13 protein-coding genes are annotated in these 19,351 nt (G+C 68.4%); 3 read left to right on the forward strand and 10 right to left on the reverse strand.

Annotated elements, in window-relative coordinates:
- Positions 1–133: 133 nt before the first annotated feature.
- The 7 genes from JYK02_RS20260 to JYK02_RS20290 form a co-directional block, all read right to left on the reverse strand.
- Positions 134–2,332 carry a hypothetical protein gene (locus tag JYK02_RS20260; RefSeq protein WP_207053289.1) on the reverse strand — a complete coding sequence of 733 codons (2,199 nt, stop codon included), beginning with the start codon at positions 2,330–2,332 and terminating at the stop codon, positions 134–136.
- A gap of 140 nt (positions 2,333–2,472) precedes the next feature.
- Positions 2,473–3,435 carry a glucodextranase DOMON-like domain-containing protein gene (locus JYK02_RS20265; protein ID WP_207053291.1) on the reverse strand — a complete coding sequence of 321 codons (963 nt, stop codon included), beginning with the start codon at positions 3,433–3,435 and terminating at the stop codon, positions 2,473–2,475.
- A gap of 59 nt (positions 3,436–3,494) precedes the next feature.
- Positions 3,495–4,382, reverse strand: coding sequence for a sugar ABC transporter permease (locus JYK02_RS20270; protein ID WP_207053293.1), 888 nt, complete (start codon positions 4,380–4,382; stop codon positions 3,495–3,497).
- 2 nt (positions 4,383–4,384) lie between these two features.
- Positions 4,385–6,433 carry an ABC transporter permease subunit gene (locus JYK02_RS20275; protein ID WP_207053294.1) on the reverse strand — a complete coding sequence of 683 codons (2,049 nt, stop codon included), beginning with the start codon at positions 6,431–6,433 and terminating at the stop codon, positions 4,385–4,387.
- Between the two features lie 13 nt (positions 6,434–6,446).
- Complete coding sequence (locus tag JYK02_RS20280; protein ID WP_207053295.1) at positions 6,447–7,670, reverse strand: extracellular solute-binding protein; 1,224 nt, start codon at positions 7,668–7,670, stop codon at positions 6,447–6,449.
- A 20-nt stretch (positions 7,671–7,690) separates the two neighbouring features.
- Positions 7,691–8,785 carry an ABC transporter ATP-binding protein gene (locus JYK02_RS20285; protein WP_207053297.1) on the reverse strand — a complete coding sequence of 365 codons (1,095 nt, stop codon included), beginning with the start codon at positions 8,783–8,785 and terminating at the stop codon, positions 7,691–7,693.
- 82 nt (positions 8,786–8,867) lie between these two features.
- Complete coding sequence (locus JYK02_RS20290) at positions 8,868–10,445, reverse strand: alpha-amylase family glycosyl hydrolase (RefSeq protein ID WP_207053299.1); 1,578 nt, start codon at positions 10,443–10,445, stop codon at positions 8,868–8,870.
- 418 nt (positions 10,446–10,863) lie between these two features.
- Between JYK02_RS20290 and pulA the strand changes: the two genes are divergently transcribed.
- The gene (gene pulA / locus JYK02_RS20295; RefSeq protein WP_207053301.1) at positions 10,864–14,265 is read left to right on the forward strand and encodes a pullulanase-type alpha-1,6-glucosidase; all 3,402 of its coding nucleotides are present in this window, start codon (positions 10,864–10,866) and stop codon (positions 14,263–14,265) included.
- A gap of 85 nt (positions 14,266–14,350) precedes the next feature.
- Here pulA and map read toward each other — a convergent pair whose 3' ends face one another.
- The 3 genes from map to JYK02_RS20310 form a co-directional block, all read right to left on the reverse strand.
- Complete coding sequence (gene map / locus JYK02_RS20300; protein ID WP_207053302.1) at positions 14,351–15,352, reverse strand: type I methionyl aminopeptidase; 1,002 nt, start codon at positions 15,350–15,352, stop codon at positions 14,351–14,353.
- Positions 15,349–15,585: a hypothetical protein gene (locus tag JYK02_RS20305; RefSeq protein WP_207053304.1), complete on the reverse strand. Its 237-nt coding sequence runs from the start codon at positions 15,583–15,585 to the stop codon at positions 15,349–15,351. The genes map and JYK02_RS20305 overlap by 4 nt, the downstream gene beginning before the upstream one ends.
- 168 nt (positions 15,586–15,753) lie before the next feature.
- The gene (locus JYK02_RS20310) at positions 15,754–16,791 is read right to left on the reverse strand and encodes a helix-hairpin-helix domain-containing protein (protein ID WP_207053306.1); all 1,038 of its coding nucleotides are present in this window, start codon (positions 16,789–16,791) and stop codon (positions 15,754–15,756) included.
- A gap of 238 nt (positions 16,792–17,029) precedes the next feature.
- On the opposite strand from JYK02_RS20310, the gene JYK02_RS20315 reads away from it, so the two are divergent.
- Together JYK02_RS20315 and JYK02_RS20320 are read left to right on the forward strand one after the other, a co-directional pair.
- Positions 17,030–18,835 (forward strand): serine/threonine protein kinase, encoded by a 1,806-nt coding sequence (locus JYK02_RS20315; protein WP_207053308.1) that lies wholly within the window; start codon positions 17,030–17,032, stop codon positions 18,833–18,835.
- 8 nt (positions 18,836–18,843) lie between these two features.
- Positions 18,844–19,308: a DUF2381 family protein gene (locus tag JYK02_RS20320; RefSeq protein WP_207053309.1), complete on the forward strand. Its 465-nt coding sequence runs from the start codon at positions 18,844–18,846 to the stop codon at positions 19,306–19,308.
- The last annotated feature ends 43 nt before the right edge of the window (positions 19,309–19,351 follow it).

Consider the following 19,351-nt stretch of genomic DNA (forward strand, 5'->3'; position numbering starts at 1 on the left):
ATGCACGAAGGGACGGCCCGTCAGGTGTATCGCGCGGTGCCCCAAACGCAAGGAGCCCGGAGTGCCTTCACAGGCGCCCCGGGCTCCTCCTCTCGTCAACCGCTCGCCCCGCCGGACGCGGGGCGGAAGGTGACTAGAACTGCGCCTTCATGAACGCCTTGACGCGCATGTGGTCGAAGTTGCGCTCCTCCAGGCTGTTCCAACCGCCGTTGCGGTTGGTGAAGCCGCGCGAACCCACCGCCACGCCGTGGTCGGCCGCGATGGTGTCGTCCGCATACTGCACCACGTAGCCGTCGCCGAAGTCGGGACGGAAGGTGCCGAACGCGTACTGGCCCTCCAGACCGAACTCCACGCCGGACAGGATGTAGCGCGCCTTCACCAGCACCTGGTTCTTGTTGTGCTTGCCGGACGCCATCTCGTGGTTGTTGTACGCCTGGAACGCCGTGTTGCCGTCCAGCAGGTCCGCGAAGAACTTCGAGTAGCTCGCGGACACGTACAGGTCGTCCGTGAACTGGTAGCCCGCGCCAGCCGTGAACGTCGTGTAGTCCAGCAGGCGGTCGTCGTCGCCGATGTTGTCGAACGGCTTGAACTGGTAGCCCGTCTCACCCTGGCTGTTCGTGATGACGTCCGGGTTGCGGTAGATGCCGGACGTGCTGTTGCCGGGGCTGTACTCGTTGACCAGCGAGTTGTCGCACGCAGCGCCGCCCGCGCACGCGCCGGACTGGTACGGCAGGAAGCGCGGGTCGTTCATGCGCTTGTCCGACTCGTGGATGTACTTGAACTTGCCGAACACATCGATGCCCTTCAGCACGTCCACGACGTACTTGGCGCGCAGCGCGACCAGGTGCGTCTTCTTGTCCTGGAAGGGCTGGTAGGCCGTGCGGAAGTTGTGGCCCACGCCGGAGTCCAGCTCCGTGCCGGGGTACGTGGTGTTGTTCAGCGACTGCGAGTCGTTGCCGTAGGCCTGCCAGTTGGTGTTGTAGGTGATGAAGGAATACTCACCGCCCAGCTCCAGCGCGCCGTTGGTGTAGACCGGGTTCGCCGTCACGCCCTTCCAGCCGATGGCCGTCTCCGCCATGGGCTCGTCGAAGTCCGTGAAGTCGTTGTCCACGTTGATGGTCGCGACCTGCTGGGCCTCGCTCGTCCAGCCGCCGTAGCCGATGCGGGTGGGGTTGCCCTTGTAGATGCCGTAGGACGCGTTGGACGGACCGGGGAACGCGAAGCTGCCGTCGTGACCTTCCGTGAGGAGCACGTCCGCCTCGCGGCGGCTGGCCATCACCGCCACGTAGTCCGCGCCGATGCTGAACAACTGGAAGTTGAACGACAGGCCCACGTCCAGCGGGTCGTTGAGGGACGCGTTCAGCATGTACGTCTGGTCCGTGTGGTGGCCCGCCAGCACCGCGCTGTAGCCGCCGATGCCGCCGAAGTTCGCCGGCGACAGCACGGGGTCCGCGTTGGAGTACGACGAGTACACCGCGCCGCGCACGTCCAGCCACGAGCCCATGTGCAGGCCCGCCTTGATGCCGCCCACGCCGTTGCGGTAGCGCGGCGTCAGGTCACGGCCGTCGTCGACGTTCGTGTCCTCGGCGTTCACTTCCTGGTCGTTCGCGTACTGGAAGATGCCGCCGACGTCGAACATCTCCGAGGCCGTGTACTTCGCCTGGAAGCCGTACGCCGCGTCACGCGCGTGGAAGGCGCCCGTGCTGAAGTTCGGGCCGGCCCACAAGCGGGGCAGCGAGATGCGCGCCGCGTCCCACGTGAGCTTCCGGTCGAAGTTGGAGCCCTGCAGCATGATGGCCGCCGCGTTGTCGCGGTCGATGTAACGGACGCGGCCGATGACGAACGGGTCGAACTGGCCCAGGTCCGTCGCGCCGATGAGCGCCGAGTCGATGAGGTAGCCCGGGCGCAGCGTCACGGACATGCCGCGCAGCTTGATGTACTGGTTGGAGCGCGGATCGAACTCGCCGCAGTCGCCCGCGGTGCAGTTCGTCGGCGGGTTGCGGCCACCGAAGCCACCGAAGTTCGTCCAGAAGTTCTGGTTGAAGCGGCTGTGGATGCGGCCGTTGACCTCCACCTGCGGGGAGATCTTCGCGTTCAGCAACAGCTCCAGCTCCGTGCCGATGCCGTTGTCGCCGTAGCCCTCACCGGGCACCGTCGTGAAGTTGTAGAGAGCGCCCTGGTCGCGCTGCGTGCCCCAGAGGTACTTCGTATAGGTCGTGCCACCAATGGTGAGCTTGGGGCCGCTGTCCTGCGCCATGGCCGCCCCAGGAATGAGGCCGACCGCCACGGTGAGCGCGCACGCTCCCCGCACCACGTTCTTGCGATTCTTCATGATGTCCGGAAAACCCTTCTGAAAAGCTTTGAACCAGAGGGGGTCGTCCCCTCTCCCGGGCCGCCGCGGGGTCACCACGGCAGCCCTCCCCGTGTCACATCAAACCTTGAAACGGACTGTTTTGAACAGTCCACCGCCGACTACTTCGTCGGCGTAGCAGGCGCGGGCGCCGGAGCGACCGTCGTTCCAGCCGGAGCGGCCGGCGTGGGCGCCGGAGCCGGGGCCGGAGCAGCGGGAGCCGCCGGAGCCGGGGCCGGAGCCGCCGCCGCGCCACCCTGCGCCGCGGGGCGCTTCGCGCCGGAGACCATCTTCAGCGTGGCCTTCTTCGTGGCGGAACCGTCACCCGCGCACTCGTACGCGAGCATGTCGTACTGAGCCTTGATTTCAGAGCTGTCGCCCTTGCCCTGACCCGCGAGCACGTCGATGACGTGCGGATCGCAGTTGAAGTCAGAGCCGCCGCCGAAGCGGTGCTGGCCCTCGTACTCGTTGACGCGGCGGGTGAGCAGGTCGTTGTCCGCGGGGAAGCCCTCGTTGGACTGCATCACGACCTGGTAGCCCCAGGTGGACGGGTCACCGGCGCCCAGGTCCGCGTTCATGATGGTCGCGGTGATCTTGTTGCCGGAGGCGCGCACCTTGGTGGGCACCACGACGGCGCCCTTCATGGCGCCAGCCTTGTTGTTGGCCTCCGCGCGCACGCGCGACGAGCCCTGCGGCGAGATGACGATGACCTTGTCCCAGGCGTCCTCGGGGGCGAAGGACACGTTGAGGCCCGGGGGGCTGTCGGTGAAGCCGCTGCCGGCCTTGTGGTCCGTGTCGATGAAGATGAAGACCTCCTGCACGGAGAAGCCGTCCGCCATCTTCCAGGGGTTCTCCAGCGACGCCTTCAGCTGGATGGTGATGTCGGACTTGTTGCCGCCCTGGTCCAGCGTGAAGCCGGTCAGGTCGAACGAGCCCGGCTTGTACACGGGGTCCGTCGGGTAGGTGTACTTGCCCGGGCCCTTGTCGTCGCCGGTGGGGTCCTTGAAGGACACCTTGTCGGCCAGGGCCGGCGCCGCGGACAGGGAAGCAGCCAGGGTGAGGACTGCGATGCGGGGGTTGATCATGGGGGTGTTTGCTCCTTGCAACGACAGACGAAAAAAGGACCGCGAAGAACGACCGGGGACTAACCCTTCACGCCACCGGCGGTGAGCCCGGAGACGAGGTACTTCTGCAGGAAGAGGAAGAGGATGACGACGGGCACGGACACGATGATGGAGCCGGCCGCGAAGTAGCCCCACTGCTGGCTGAAGCCGCCCACGAAGAAGCGCAGGCCCACCGGCGCCGTGTACATGGCTTCCTGGTCCATGAACGTCGCCGCGAGGATGAACTCGTTCCACGCCGTCATGAAGCTGAACAGCGCCGTCACCGCCACCGCGGGCTTGGCCAGCGGCAGGATGATGCTCCAGAAGATGCGCCCCGGCGACGCGCCGTCCATCAGCGCCGCCTCCTCCAGGTCCTTGGGGATGGTGTCGAAGTAGCCCTTGAGCATCCACACGCTGAACGGGATGGACGTGGTGGCGTACACGATGATGAGCCCCAGCCGGCTGCTGCCCAGGCCCAGCCACTGCACCAGGATGATGTAGAGCGGGATGAGCATCAGCGTGCCCGGGAACATCTGGGACACGAGGAACGCCATCATGCCCGCGCGCTGGCCGGGGAACTTGAAGCGGCTGAAGGCATACGCCGCCGTGCACGCCATGAAGACGCCCAGCACCGTGGTGCCAATGGCCACGATGGCGCTGTTGAGCATCCACTTCGCGAACGGCTGGTCGGACATCACCGACACGAAGTTGGAGACGCTGAAGGACTCAGGCCACGGCGTCACCGCGCGCAGCCGGTCCCAGAAGGTGGGGTTCTCCGGCAGCGTGGCGATGGCCAGGCTCTGCTTGCCGGAGAAGGCCAGGCTCACCACCCAGAGGATGGGGTAGATGGTGAAGAGGGTGAAGGCCACCAGCACCACGTGCAGCGGCAGGTGGGGGATGCCTTCGCGACGTTCGGTGAAGAGCGCCATGGTTACGCGGCCTCCGTGGCGCGGCTCATGCGGTTCTGCACCATGCTGTAGATGAGCAGGATGCCGAAGATGACGGTGGAGTACGCCGCCGCGTAGCCGTGGCGGTAGCGCTCGAAGGCGAACTTGTACGCCTGGGTGACCAGGATTTCGGTGGAGCCGCCCGGGTCTCCGCCCGTCACCAGGAAGATGATGTTGAACATGTTGAAGGTCCACACCACCGACAGGATGACCGCCGGCACCAGCGCGGGCTTCAGCGCGGGCAGCGTGATGGCGGTGAACTGCTGCCACCGGTTGGCGCCGTCCACGCGCGCCGCTTCGTAGAGCTCACCCGGGATGGACTGGAGCGCGCCCAGCGACACCACCATCATGAACGGGAAGGACAGCCAGCCGTTCGTCGCCAGCGCCGTGAAGAACGACGTGAAGGGCGAGTCGAACCACGCCAGGCCCTCGCCGCCGAACATCCGGATGACGTGGTTCACCACGCCGAACTGCTGGTGGAACATGCCCTTCCAGATGAGCGCGGTGATGTAGTTGGGCATGGCCCACGGAAGGATGAGCAGCACGCGGTACACCGGCCGCATCTTCAAGTTGGGCACGTTGAGCGCCAGCGCGAGCAGCAGGCCCACCGTCACGCCGATGGTGACGTTCGTCACCGTCCAGAGGATGGTGAAGAGCAGCGTGTAATAGAAGTTCAGGTAGTTGAAGACGAGCGAGCCGTCCGCCGCGGTCTTCGCGAAGCTGAAGTCGCCCAGGATGTCGACGTAGTTGCGGAAGCCCACCCACAGCTCCGACAAGGGCTGGCTGCTGTTGTAGAGGTTGGCGTCCGTGAACGACAGCGTGATGCCGTAGGCGAAGGGGAAGAACACCAGCACCACCATGCCCACCATGGCGGGCGCGATGTATGCGTAGGCCTGCCGGTACTCCACCGTCGTGCGCACCACCCGGTGCAGTCCACCCAGGCCGATGAACAGCAGCACCGCCAGCCCCAGCGCGCCCAGCGCGCCCAGCGCCTTGCCCGCGTTGCCGCGCACCTGCGCGCCCACCGCCGCCAGCTTGGCCTCATCCGGCGCGCCGGAGTCCGTCAGCTTCCCCAGCGGGCGGCGCATCGCGTCCGCGTCCCACGCGCCGGGCTTCAGCGCCGGATCCGCCTTCAGGTTGTTGCCAGCGATGAGCGCCTGCGCCTTCTCACCGCGCGTGCGCAGCTCCGCGCTGACGGCGTTCTCCGTCTCGCGCAGCTCCGCGTCCAGCGCGCGCAGCGAGTAGACGGTGTAGGAACCCAGGCCCGCCAGGAACAGCGCCGCCGCCACCGCCACGCGCACGCCCTGGCGCGACAGCACGAACACCGCGGCCGCGCACGCCGCCAGGGGCAAGAGGAACGCCAGCAGCACCGCCGTCCACGACGGCACCTCGCCCTTCACCACCACCGGGGAGAGGGTCTCCACGGAGCCCACCACCTGGCCGTCCACCTCCACGGGCGCGGACAGCAGGCGGCTCTGGCCCGCGTCGAGCAGCTCGGACTCCACCTCCGGCTTGCGCGCCCCGCCCTCCTCGCGGTTCGTCTCCACCGCGGCGCGCAGGCGCTGGCCGCGGTCGTACAGCGGCTTCTCGTCGCGAGACAGCTTGCGCGGCGCCGCCTTGTCCCCGGTGTCCTGCGGGAAGGTGGACGCCTCCAGCCGGATGCCGCTGAAGGCGATGACGCGCACGGCACTGCCCGGCACGCCGGGCCAGCCCGCCACCACGGCGCGCACGGCGTCCCCCGAACCGCCCGCGCGCTGCACCAGGTCCACCAGCCCCAGCAGCGACACGGCGGCGGTGCGCTGCTCGCGCTCCGCCGCGCGCTCCTGGTTGGCGCGCGCGAGCAGGCCGTGCGCCAGGAACAGGGACACGCCCAGCGCGAGCGCGAGCCCCACCAGCACGCGCCCCCGGTACCCGCCCGCACCGCCGGCCGGGCCCGGTGCGGCGGGGCCTGTGGCGGCGTCGTTCGGCGGAGTGCGGGCCGGCGTGGGGGCGCCGGCCTGGGAAGGCGACTGCTGCGGGGCGTTCTGGCTCACTTCAGCTCCTCACTTACTTCTTGCGCAGGCCGGCGACGTCCTTCGCCACGCTCTTCTGGGCCGCGTCCAGCGCCGCCTTGGGGGTGGCGGTGTTCTTGAACACGGTGTTCATCGCGCTGGTGGCGGGGGTCCAGACCATGGACATCTCCGGCAGGTTGGGCATGGGCACCGCCACGTCCACCTGGTCCTTCATCGCCTTGAGCAGCGGATCCGCGGACACCTTCGCGTCCTGGTACACGGCCTGGTTGGCGGGGCTCTGGCGGCCCTCGAGGGCCAGCGTCTTGCCGGGGCCCGCGTCCGTGAGGAACTTCGCGAAGTCGTACGCCGCTTCCTTGTTCTTGGACGGAGCGGCCACGTACACGCCCTCCACCGTCATCCAGGGCTTCATCGGCGTGCCCTTGTTCTCATCCAGCGTGGGCAGCCGGGCCAGGCCGTAGCTCACGTCCTTGGAGACCTCGCCCAGGAACCACGGGCCGGAGAACACCATCGCGGCCTTGCCCTCGTTGAAGAGGGAGGTGATCAGCGCGCTGGAGGGCTCCGCGGGGAGGATGCCGTCCTTGTTCTTCCACTTGAGGACCTGCTCCACCGACTTCACGTTGGCGGGCGAGTTCATCGTCGGGGCGTTCTTCGCGTCGAACACGCCGCCGCCGAAGCCGTTCATCACGGCCGCGTGGTAGTAGAAGTCGTTGTACGCGTACGCGAGCCCGAAGCGGCCCGCCTTGGAGTCGGTGAGCTTCTTGGCCATCGTCACCAGCTCGCCGGACGTCTTGGGCGGCGTGGGGACCAGCTTCTTGTTGTAGATGAGCGTGATGACCTTGTAGTTCAGCGGCAGGCCGTACGTCGTCCCGCGGTAGGTCATCGCCTCCATCGTCGTGGGGATGAAGCGCTTCTTCGTGGCGTCATCCAGGAAGAAGTCGATGGGCTCCACCGTGTTGCCCGCTTCAATCCAGCCGCCCAGGCGGTCCTGCGCGAAGATGAAGAGGTCCGGGCCCTTGCCGCGCGGCACGGTGGCGGAGATCTTGTCCGCGTAGGCGTCGTAGGGCACCGCCAGCGTGGTGACCTTGACCTTGCCCTCGTTGGCCTTGTTGTACTCGGCGACCACCTTCTCCAGCGCGGCCTTCTCCTCCGCGCGGTAGGCGTGCCAGAGCACCAGCTCCGTGGCGGCGAAGGACGGGACGGGCAACAGGCCGACTGCGCACAGACAGAGGGCCGCGAGCAACGTTCGCAGGTGCGTCATTGGGAAAATCCTCCGGATATTCAAACGGACAGCCGCAGCTCGGATTCAGCGTCGAAGAGGTGCAGGGACTCCAGCTCCACCGTCACGGGCACGGTGGCGCCGGGCTCCGGGGTGGCCTGGGGCGGCAGGCGGAAGACCAGCGGGTTGTCTCCCAGGCGGGCGTGCACGATGAGCTCGTTGCCCAGGGGCTCCACCAGCTCCACGCGTGCGTCCACGGGTGAGGACTCACCGCGCGCCGTGGCGCCCGCGGCCAGGATGTTGTCCGGACGCAGGCCCACCTTCAGCTTGCGGCCGCCCTTGCCCGCCGTCAGGGGGCGCAGCTTCTGCGGCACGGGCAGCCGGAAGCCGTCGCCGGAAAGCGACGCGCCGTCCGCGTCCAGCGTGGCGGTGAGCATGTTGATGGGCGGCATGCCGATGAACTGCGCCACGAACACGTTGACCGGCTTCTCGTAGACCTCCAGCGGGGTGCCCAGCTGCTGGAGCTTGCCGTCCTTCATCACCGCGATGCGGTGGCCCATGGTCATCGCTTCGACCTGGTCGTGCGTGACGTAGACGGACGTGACCTGGAGCCGGTGCTGCAGCTTCTTGATCTCCGAGCGCATCTGCACGCGCAGCTTCGCGTCCAGGTTGGAGAGCGGCTCGTCGAAGAGGAACACCGCCGGCTTGCGCACGATGGCGCGGCCCAGGGCCACGCGCTGACGCTGGCCGCCGGACAGCGCCTTGGGCTTGCGGTCCAGCAGGTGCGTGATGCCCAGGATTTCCGCCGCCTCGTCCACCAGCTTGTCCATCTCCGGCTTGGGCGTCTTGCGGATCTTGAGGCCGAACTCCAGGTTCTGCCGCACGGTCATGTGCGGATAGAGCGCGTAGTTCTGGAACACCATGGAGACGTCCCGGTCCTTCGGCGGCAGCGCGTTCACCGCGCGCGGGCCAATGGAGATGGTGCCTCCGGAGATCTCCTCCAGGCCGGCGATCATCCGGAGCGCCGTGGACTTGCCGCAACCGGACGGCCCCACGAGGACCATGAACTCATGGTCGCGGATATCGAGGTTGAGCCCCTCGATGACCGACACGTCTCCGTACCGCTTCGCCACGTCCTTGAACGACACGCCGGCCATCAGGCCCTCCAGCAAGAGCCCCGCTCGCGCCGGTGACAACAGCACGTCCGGGTCAGGTTCTGCGCACGCCCCGCCGGGTGCCTCACGGCACGCGTCCGAGGATGCGCGCGGACAGCGGCGGGAGCGCCAGGTCCAGCGTGGCGCCAGCCTTCGTCCGCCCTCCGTTCAGCAGGTCCTCCACCTCGCCGACGCCCGTCCACGCTTCCGGCCACGGCACCGACACCGTGCCCTTCGTCTTGCCGCGGTTCACCGCCACCACCACCGTGTCGCCCGACGCGTCGTCCCGCCGCTGGAAGACATACACATCGCCTTCCGTGGAGAGCGGCGCGTGCACGCCCCGGGACAGGGCCGGGTGCGCGCGGCGGATGGCGATGAGGCGCTTGTAATACTCACGCAGGGACTCGTCGCGTTTCTTGCCCGCGCCCGGCTTCACCGCCTGCTTGCCCCACGGCATGTCGCTGCGGTTCTGCGGCCAGTCTCCGCCCGCGCGGCCCACTTCCTCGCCGTAGTAGATGACCGGGATGCCGGCCGTCGTGAGCTGCAGCGTGGCGGCCAGACGGAAGAGGGGCACGTTGCCCTGGAGCTGGTGCAGCGCCCCGTCCACGTCGTGCGACGACAGGAAGTGCGCCAGGTGGTGCCCCGCCGTCACCTTCGCGCGCGACTGGAGGTAGCGGTCGAACGCCACCGTGCGGCCGCGCCCCTGGATGAAGCCCAGCGCGTTGCCCACGAAGGCGAAGTCGAACCCGGCGTCCATCTCATCCGCGGTGAAGTACGGCGCCAGCGACTCCACGTCGCCGCCCCACAGCTCGCCCAGCAGGAAGAAGTCCGGGGAGACTTCCGCGCGCGTGCGGCGGCGGTGCTCCTTCCAGAAGTCGTGCGACACGTGCTTCACGGTGTCCAGCCGGAAGCCGTCCACGCCGGAGCGCTTCGCCCAGTCGATCTGCGCGTCCAGCAGGTACTTCGCCACCTCCGGGCGCTCCGTCTTGAAGTCCGGCAGGCCCGCCACGCACGACGTCAGGTCGTCCGAGCCGCAGGTGCCCTTGTCCTCGGAGCGCAGCCAGTCCGGGTGGTCCTTCAGGTAGCGCGAGTTGTAGCCCGGGTGGTTGTAGACGACGTCCAGGAGCACGCGGATGCCGCGCGCGTGCGCCGCGTCCACCAGCGCCTTGAAGTCCGCCTCCGTGCCGAAGCGCGGATCCAACGCGTGGAAGTCGTCCGCCCAGTAGCCGTGGTAGCCCCAGTCCGGAAAGCCGGAGCCGGTGACGAAGCCGGGGATCTGCTGGAGCAGCGGCGTCAGCCACAGCGCCGTCACGCCCAGCGACGACAGCTCCTCCAGGTTCGCGGTGAGCCCCTTCAGGTCGCCGCCGTGGAAGGTGCCCGGAGCCTTGGGGTCGCCCTTCTCGTTGTTGGAGGGGTCGCCGTCCGCGAACCGGTCCACCACCACGAAGTACAGCACCTCGTCCGCCCAGGGCCGCGCGGGCTCCTTCCTCGCCGGGGCCGGAGCCACCGGAGCGGCCTCCTTCACGGGTTCAGGGGCGGGGGTCGCCGGTGCCTCCGTGGGGGGCGCGGCGGGCTGCGTCGCGGCGGCCTCTGGCGCGGGTTGCGTCGGCGTGGGGGCCGTGGCGCACCCCGCCAGACACAGGGCGACAAGGCCCTGGAACATCGGGCGCCACCGACCGCGGTGGGAGACAGCGTTCGGTTGTGGGCAGGGGAAGCTGGAGGACATCTGGGCGCGGCACTGTATCCAACAGTCTGGAAATGGGTGAAGGGGCGTCGGAACAATCGGCTGATGCCGCAACGCGCCATGCCCCGGATGTCTTCCTCTGCACATCCGTGTGACGCAAGGCGTGAGCGAGCACGACGGAGCGCGTGATTCCTGCCGCGACGCGTCTTGTTCCTGGGGCCGATTGCATCCGACGTCCTGGGGTGTCTGCGCCGGCTCCAACTCGGATCATCCAGTGGGTCCTGCAAGTCGTGGAACGGGGCCGTGGATCACCGGAGACAGGGGTGACTGCTACGGTGCCGGGGATTTCCACCCCCCTTGGAGGTTTCCCCTGAGAGCTCTCTTCGCAGTTCCCCGCATGACGCGAGCGCTCGCGTTCGGCGGGCTTTTCGCCGCGCTGCTTCCCATGGCGTCGGTGGCGGCGCCCACGTCGGTGACGGTCATTGGCGACCTGCAGACCGAGGCGGGCTGTGCCTCGGACTACAACGCCACCTGCGCGCAGACGGCGCTGACGTACGACGCGGCGGACGACAGGTGGCAGGGCTCGTTCAACGTGCCGGTGGGCACCTGGAAGTTCAAGGTCGCGCTGGACGGCTCGCTGTCGCAGACGTACGGCGGCCCTGGCGGCGCGGACATCGTGCTGAACCAGACGGCGGCGGGCGCGGTGAAGTTCTACTTCGACGCGAACACGCTGTACGCGACGAGCAACCGCTCCGGCACCATCGCCACGGTGGCGGGCTCGTTCCAGAGCGAGCTGGGCTGTCCGGGTGATTGGCAGCCGGACTGCCTGCGCTCGATGATGCAGGACCCGGACGGCGACGGCATCTACACCTTCATCACGAAGGCGCTGCCCGCGGGCAACTACGAGTGCAAGGTCGCGCTCGACGAGAACTGGACCACCGCGTACCCGGGCAGCAACGCGGCCTTCGCGGTGGAGACGGACAACCAGGAAATGGTCATCACCTTCGACTCCGGTGCCTCCAAGAAGGTGACCATCCGCGCGGCGGGGGCTCCGGCGGGCAACCTGCTGCTGGCGCGGGCGCACTGGATTGCGCGCGACACGCTGGTGTGGAGCCCGGAGGTCGCGGTCCCCGCGGGCACGGTGTTCAAGCTGCACACGGCGCCCACGGGCGGCATGACGCTGAACAGCACCGGCGTGCAGGGCGGCACCGTGGCGACGCTGACGGTGGACCCCGCGGGGCTCACCGCCGCGCAGGCCGCGCGCTTCCCCAACCTCATTGGCCGGCCGGTGCTGAAGCTCGCGCAGGCGGACGTGGCCAACGCGGCCGCGTGGCTCAAGGGCCAGGTGGCCGTGTCCGCGACGAACGCCGAGGGCGTGATGCTGGACGCCACCAGCGCGCAGCTCGCGGGCGCGCTGGACGACCTGGCCGCGTATGACGGCCCGCTGGGCGCCACGTTCGACAACGGCGTCCCCACGCTGCGCCTGTGGGCCCCCACGGCGAAGAGCGTGAACCTGCTCCTGTTCGCGGACGGCAGCCCCACGTCCACCTTCACGCGCGTGCCCATGACGGCCGGCGACAAGGGCGTCTGGAGCGCGACGGGCGACGCGGCGTGGAAGAACCGCTTCTTCCTCTACGAGGTGGAGGTCTACGCCCGCAAGGAGGGCAAGGTCGTCACCAACCGCGTCACCGACCCCTACTCGGTGGCCCTCTCCACCAACAGCGAGCTGAGCCAGCTGGTGGACCTGGCGGACCCCGCGCTCGCGCCGCAGGGCTGGAGCACGCTGGCGAAGCCCGCGCTGGAGGCCCCGGAGGACATCGTCCTCTACGAGCTGCACGCGCGCGACTTCAGCATCAACGACCTGACGGTGCCGGAGAACGAGCGCGGCACGTTCAAGGCCTTCACCCGCGAGTCCGACGGCATGAAGCACCTGACCCGGCTGGCGAAGGCGGGCCTCACGCACGTGCACCTGTTGCCGGTGTTCGACATCGCGACCATCAACGAGGACCGCGCCGCGCAGCAGCACCCGCAGGGTGACCTGGTGTCGCTGCCGCCGGACTCGGACCAGCAGCAGGCGGCGGTGAAGGCCGTGGCGGACCTGGACGGCTACAACTGGGGCTACGACCCGTACCACTACACGGTGCCCGAGGGCAGCTACTCCACCAACGCGCAGGGCACGACGCGCACGGTGGAGTTCCGGGAGATGGTGCAGTCGCTCAACCAGCACGGCCTGCGCGTGGTGATGGACGTGGTCTACAACCACACCAACTCCTCCGGGCAGGACGCCAAGAGCGTGCTGGACCGCATCGTCCCGGGCTACTACCACCGCCTCAGCGAAGACGGGAACGTGGAGACGAGCACCTGCTGCCAGAACACCGCGTCCGAGAACGCGATGATGGAGAAGCTGCTCATCGACTCCGTGGTGACGTGGGCCCGGGCGTACAAGGTGGACGGCTTCCGCTTCGACCTGATGGGCCACCACCTGAAGTCCAACATGGTGAAGCTGCGCGCCACGCTGGACGCGCTCACCGTGGCGAAGGACGGCGTGGACGGCAAGGCCATCTACGTCTACGGCGAGGGCTGGGACTTCGGCGAGGTGGCCGGCAACGCGCGCGGCGTCAACGCCACGCAGGCCAACATGGCGGGCACGGGCATCGGCACGTTCAACGACCGCCTGCGTGACGGCGCTCGCGGCGGTGGCCCCTTCAGCGGGCTCCAGGAGCAGGGCTTCATCAGCGGCCTGCTGTCCGACCCCAACGGCACCAACCAGGGCACGGATGCGGAGCAGAAGGACAAGCTGCTGCGCTACAGCGATTGGATCCGCGTGGGCCTCACCGGCAACCTGAAGGACTACTCGCTGGTGGACCGCACCGGCGCGACCGTCACGGGTGAAGGCGTGGACTACAACGGCGCCAAGGCCGGCTACACGCTGGACCCGCAGGAGGTCATCACCTACGTCTCCGCGCACGACAACGAGACGCTGTTCGACGCGGTCCAGTTGAAGGCGCGGCGCGACCTGCCCATGGCGGAGCGCGTGCGCATGCACAACCTGGGCATCTCGCTGGTGGCGCTGGGCCAGGGCATCCCGTTCTTCCACGCGGGTGACGAACTGCTGCGCTCCAAGTCGCTGGACCGCAACAGCTACAACTCCGGGGACTGGTTCAACAAGGTGGACTGGACCTACCAGTCCAACAACTGGGGCGTGGGCCTGCCCCCGGCCGCGGACAACCAGGGCAACTGGGCGCTCTTCGGGCCGCTCTTGGCGGACCCGGCGCTGAAGCCGGCGAACGCGGACATCGTCCGGGCGCGTGACCACTTCGAGGAGATGCTGACCATCCGCAAGAGCTCGCGGCTGTTCCGCCTGCGCACCGGTGACGAGGTGAAGCAGTTGGTGCACTTCGAGAACACCGGACCGGACCAGATTCCGGGCCTCATCGTGATGGCCATGCAGGAGCACGGCACGAACAAGGAGGGCGCGCGCGCCATCGTGCTGTTCAACGGCACGGACGACGCCCAGACGTTCAAGGCGGACGGGTACAAGTCCCTGAAGCTCAAGCTGCACCCGGCGCAGCAGGCGTCCACGGACGCCGTGGTGCGCACGGCGGCGTACGACAAGGCCACCGGCGGCTTCACGGTGCCGGCCCGCACCACCGCGGTGTTCGTCACCGACGACGCGGTGGAGGAGCCGGACGAGTCCGACGGCTGCAACTGCCAGAGCACGGTGCCCGGCCCGCTGGGCGCCACCAGCCTGCTGATGCTCTGCGGCCTGGCGCTGAAGCTGCGCCGCCGCCGGGCGTAGGCCCGGAGGTCACTCGCTGGAAATGAAGCGGGCCCCGGATGCGAAGCGCGTCCGGGGCCCGTGGTGTTTCAGGGGTGGGGAGTCCTCAGGGGACGGTGAGGATCTCCGCGCCCGTGTCGGTGACGAGCAGGGTGTGCTCGAACTGGGCGCTGCGCAGGCCGTCCGCGGTGACGACGGTCCAGTCGTCGTTCCACGTGCGGTGGTCCCAGTGGCCCTGGTTGATCATCGGCTCCACGGTGAAGATCATCCCGGGCTGCATGACGGTGTCCGCTTCCGGCTCGTAGTAGTGCGGAATCTGGAGCGCGGTGTGGAACGTCTCACCGATGCCGTGGCCGCAGTAGGCGCGCACCACGCTGGTGCCGTTCTTCACGGCGTGGGCCTCCACCGCGCGGCCAATGTCGCTGATGGGGCGGCCGGGCTTCACCGCGGCGATGCCGATGTCCAGGCACTCCCTGGCAATCTGGACCAGGCGCTGGTGCTGCGGCTCCACGTTGCCCACCAGGTACGTGGCCGAGCAGTCCCCGTGGACGCCATCCAGGTAGATGGTGATGTCCAGGTTGACGATGTCGCCGTCCTCCAGCGCGCGGCTGTCGGGGATGCCGTGGCAGATGACCTCGTTGACGGAGGTGCAGAGCGACTTGGGGAACTTGTGGTAGTTCAGCGTGCTGGGGTAGCCGCCGCGCTTGAGGTAGGCCTCGTGCGCGATGGCGTCCAGCTCGTCCGTGGTGATGCCCACGCGCACGTGCTGCGCGGTCTCCACCAGCACCTGGGCGGCGGCCTGGCAGGCGCGGCGCATGCGGGCGATGACGTCCGGCGACTTCACGTCCGGCTCGTTGCGCGAGCGCGAGGGCCGGCCGGCCATGGAGTCCGCGTAGTCCGGCCGGGCGATGGTGAGGGGCACCACGCGGCGGGGGCTGACGATGCCCGGGCGGATGCCCTTGCGGTTCGTGTCCGGGCCCTTCTTGCGGGCCTCCACGGTGTCCGCGCCGCGGTGGCACTTCTTGTACTTGGAGCCACTGCCGCACCAGCAGGCGTCATTGGGCCCGGGGAGGACGGCGGGGGCGGTTCGGGGGGTGGCGGTGGTCATCGGGAACCTCGGGAGCTTGTGTCGGTGATGGCGGCCTGGCGGGCGCGGGCCCAGCGGAGCATCTGGGGCTTGAGCCAGAGGCGCGGGCGCCCGGCGCCCAGGTCGAGCACCGGACGGGGCATGTCCGGATAACGGCGCAGGTACGTACTGACGCTGTTGGGGTGGGCCAGGCGCAGGAGGCCCGCCACCTCCTGGGCGTCAATCAGGTCCTTCGTGTTCACCAGGGGGCACATGGGGCGTGTCTATACCCATAGACACCCGGGGATGCACGGTTTCCTTCCAACGCGCCAGGCTGGGGGGCCTGACGGCCAGGGGCCTGCCTGCTTCCGGACACGACAAAGCCCCGGGCTCCATGGAGGAACCCGGGGCTTCGGGACGGCGGGGACGTCAGGTGGGGAGGACTACTCCGCCCACCAGGTCTCGGTCATCACGCTGAAGCCGGTCACGGTGTCCACGTAGATGTGGACGGTGTTGCGGCTCCAGGGGTCGTTCTCGTAGGTGATGATGCAGCCCTTGAACGACCGGCCCGCGATGAGCGAGTCCAGGTTCGCGAAGCCCGCGGTGCGGACCGAGGCGGGGATGAGCGTGTTGCCGTTGACGTAGGCGACGGCGTTCTGGACCGCGGCGCGAACCTCGGCGGCGTCGGCCAGGTTCGGGCGGACGTAGGCGCCGGACGGGACGCTGCTCGGCTCCAGGCCGAAGCAGGTCTTGTCGTCGCGGTAGTAGTGCTGCTCGGACGCGATGTTCCACCAGTCGAAGTGGCGCAGCGTGGTGGCGCCATAGGAGCCGTTGCTGGGGATGGCGTTCACCGCGGCGAAGAGCGCCTCCAGCGGGCGGCTCAGGGTGGCGGAGTTGCGGATGTTGCGGAAGCTCACGTCACCGATGCCCGCCGTGTCGGCGATCTGCTGCGCGGTGGTGAAGGGGCGCGTGTTGAGCAGGTTCACGGCGCCGTTCCACGCGTCCGGCAGGACGTCGTGCAGCTCCGAGTCGTCGATGCTGTTCACCAGGTTGACGATGGCGGTCTGGTCGTCGCGGGAGATGGCGATGCCATCCAGGATGCCGACACAGTCCGCGTCGATGAAGTCCATCGTCCGGGCGCCGCCCTCGAGCTGCTTGAGCCGGGTCGGGCCGACGAGCGGCACGGTGGACAGGTCCGCCAGCGACGTGAACGGCGCGGTGGCGCGGCGGTTCACGATGTTGGTGACCACGTTGCTGGGCAGATAACGGTCGAGCAGCGAGTACGACGCCGTGTTCGCGAACTCGAGGATGCCGGAGCACTCGATGGCCACGTCGACGTTCGTCTGCGTGAGGATGGGCGCCTGCTGCTGCTCGACGGCCGGGGTGGAGGGAGCGGACTCGGAGGGAGTCTCCGCCTGGGGACCGGGGCCGCAAGCGGCGAGCATGCTCACGGCAAGAAGGGCTGTGCCAAGACGACGCATCAGGAACTCCTGAATGAGGGGGAGGTGCTGCGTGAGACGCGGCTCAATACACCAAATCCGTCTGACACATCCCGCTTGTTCAGCGACTTGTTCATGTCACATTTCAGTCACCACCGGCTGATTCCGCTGGGAGCATTCCGCGCGGACATCAGGGTGAGACTTCCTGACGTGAGAACACATGATCCAGGGGTTCTGGCCCGGCTCCAGCTGGACTGACCTTCCAGGTTGAGTGGACTTCATGCGACCCTATGGGTCCATGGGTCCGGAAGTGGCACAGGTGTTCCCGGCGGCGCTCCAGCCCGGTGCGGTGGTGGGGTGCTGGCGCGTGGTGGGGACGTTGGGGGTGGGCGGGTACGGCGCCGTCTATCGGGTGGAGCCGCTGGACGCGCCGGGACGGAGCTTCGCGCTCAAGCTGTCGCTGCATCCGGATCCCGCCCGGGCACTGCGGGAGATGGCGCTGCTGTTGGATCGGGCGTGTCACCCGAACGTCGTCCGGGTGCATGCCACGGGGCGGTGGCCGGACCCGGTGGAGGGGCTGCCGTACTTCGTCATGGACTGCGTGGAGGGGATGGCGCTCCACGCCTGGGCGGAGACGGTCAACCCCACGTTCCGGCAGGTGGCCATGGTGGGAGGCTCGGTGGCCATGACGCTGGGCGTGTTGCATGCCCGAGGGGTGCTGCACCGGGACCTCAAGCCAGAGCACCTGTTGATCCGCACGCGGGGGCAGGTGCCCGTGCTGATCGACTTCGGCGCGGGGGACCAGGCGGGGGCCCTGACGCTCACGACCACCACCCTGCCCCCGGGCACGCTGCACCTGCGCAGTCCGGAGGCCATCCGCTTCCAGCAGCGCCACTGGAGGCAGCCAGAGCTGCGCTATCCCTACAGCGCGGCGGATGACCTGTATGCGCTGGGTGTCTGCCTGTACCGGGCCGTCACCGGCCACTACCCGTTCCCGCCGGACCAGGAGCCGGAGCTGCTGTCGGTGGCCATCACGGAGCGGCTGCCGCCGTCTCCTCGGGACATCAACCCACAGGTGCCGGAGCCCCTGTCGCGGGCCATCCTGAAGCTGCTGGAGAAGGAGCCGGAGCAGCGGCCCCGCACGGGCGAGGCGGCGCATGCAGAGCTGATGCGGGGGCTGCTGTCAGGAGGGGCCACGGCGTTCGAGGCGCACCTCTTCGATGAGATTCCGGGCAAGCCGAATCAGATCCGCCGGCCGGCATGGCCATCGCAGCCCTACCTGACGCCCGCGCCCCGGCCCGCCCCCGTGACGGCAACCCCACGCCGGTTTCCGGCCTGGGGCTGGGTGGGGGTGGTGATGTGCCTGGGGTTGCTGCTGGCGGGACCTGGGACCTGGGAGGTCCTTCCGCGAGGCTGGACTCGCCATACAACCCCAGAGGTTCCAGAGAGGGTTTCCGCCCTGCTTGGTCATAAACTGGCCAGTGAGCCGGACCGCCCGCACAGTGTTCCTGTCGCCACTCCGGCGACCGCTGCCCCCGTGGTGGCGCCGAAAGGGGAACCTGCTCTCGTGACAACCAAGCCGCCTGTTCCGCCGTCTCCGAAGCCCGGTCGCACCCTCAAGGCCGCGGCGATTGCGTCCTGCGTGGCCGGCATGGCCTGCGCCAGCGCGCCCCTGGTGGACCGGCCCACGCCCCCCGCCGAGGACTGTCCAGAGGATGCCAAGGCGGCCATGAATGCGCTGAAGATCACGGGTTACACATGGGCAGCCGTGTTCGACCCGAACACCCGCGCTGACTTCGTCACCGTCCGCGAGGGACGTGCCGCTTTGTACACCCACGGCAGCCAGGGACGTGTGAGGCATAACTCCATGCTCACAGGCACGCTCTACGTCGGCAACAAACGGGTCTACGGCCGTTTCACGCAACTGCGTGAGAGCAGGACCGGTGAAACATTTCCTGTCTGTCTCCAGCTCTGGTTCTTGGATGACAGGACGCGGGGTATTCCACGCAGTGAAGGAGGTGACGAGGACACCGCCGTCGTCCCCAACCTGATCTCCGTGGAGTCCATCTGGCGATTCGACGCATAGGAGTGAGCGTGCTCCTGCTCCTGATTCCGCTCCTCGCAGCCGCGCATGGAGGGGTGTGCGACGAGGACTGTGCCAGCGCAGGGCTGACGGCGATGCTCTCCGAAGACCTCCTGGATCAAAAGGGAGTCCGGGCGCTGGAGGTGAAGACGTCCGAAGCGACCTCCTCGGACCCGATGTTCCAGGTCAGGACCTTCCGCTCCGTGCTCCGGGTTGCTGTGCAGTTGGAGTTTCCCGGGCGGACGTCCCTCCCCGGCAAGGTTTCGAAGGCCAGTCTCAGTGGTCCGAAGCAGCAGGCCTTGAGGGTCGTGGCGACACGCCAGCTCGATCCCACGTCTGAAGCCGGGACTGCCCGGATCATCGTGGAAGCCGAGGCAACTGTCCTGGAAGCTGGCGGTGTCTACACACTGGAGCTGCAGGATCCGGAAGGCACGCGACTGCTCGTCCTGCCAGGGGTGCGGTTTCCGTCCCTCTGAGCACCGGTGGCGCGCCCCCGGGGAGCACTTCGCGCAAACCTGT

The sequence above is a fragment of the Corallococcus macrosporus genome, assembly GCF_017302985.1.
Classification (GTDB): Bacteria; Myxococcota; Myxococcia; order Myxococcales; family Myxococcaceae; genus Corallococcus; species Corallococcus macrosporus_A.

Excerpts from the sequence above, each read along its gene's own strand:
- JYK02_RS20260 (WP_207053289.1), bottom strand. The coding sequence starts at position 2,332 with ATGAAGAATCGCAAGAACGTGGTGCGGGGAGCGTGCGCGCTCACCGTG.
- JYK02_RS20265 (WP_207053291.1), bottom strand. The coding sequence starts at position 3,435 with ATGATCAACCCCCGCATCGCAGTCCTCACCCTGGCTGCTTCCCTGTCC.
- JYK02_RS20270 (WP_207053293.1), bottom strand. The coding sequence starts at position 4,382 with ATGGCGCTCTTCACCGAACGTCGCGAAGGCATCCCCCACCTGCCGCTG.
- JYK02_RS20280 (WP_207053295.1), bottom strand. The coding sequence starts at position 7,670 with ATGACGCACCTGCGAACGTTGCTCGCGGCCCTCTGTCTGTGCGCAGTC.
- JYK02_RS20285 (WP_207053297.1), bottom strand. The coding sequence starts at position 8,785 with ATGGCCGGCGTGTCGTTCAAGGACGTGGCGAAGCGGTACGGAGACGTG.
- JYK02_RS20290 (WP_207053299.1), bottom strand. The coding sequence starts at position 10,445 with ATGTTCCAGGGCCTTGTCGCCCTGTGTCTGGCGGGGTGCGCCACGGCC.
- pulA (WP_207053301.1), top strand. The coding sequence starts at position 10,864 with ATGACGCGAGCGCTCGCGTTCGGCGGGCTTTTCGCCGCGCTGCTTCCC.
- map (WP_207053302.1), bottom strand. The coding sequence starts at position 15,352 with ATGACCACCGCCACCCCCCGAACCGCCCCCGCCGTCCTCCCCGGGCCC.
- JYK02_RS20305 (WP_207053304.1), bottom strand. The coding sequence starts at position 15,585 with ATGTGCCCCCTGGTGAACACGAAGGACCTGATTGACGCCCAGGAGGTG.
- JYK02_RS20310 (WP_207053306.1), bottom strand. The coding sequence starts at position 16,791 with ATGCGTCGTCTTGGCACAGCCCTTCTTGCCGTGAGCATGCTCGCCGCT.
- JYK02_RS20315 (WP_207053308.1), top strand. The coding sequence starts at position 17,030 with ATGCGACCCTATGGGTCCATGGGTCCGGAAGTGGCACAGGTGTTCCCG.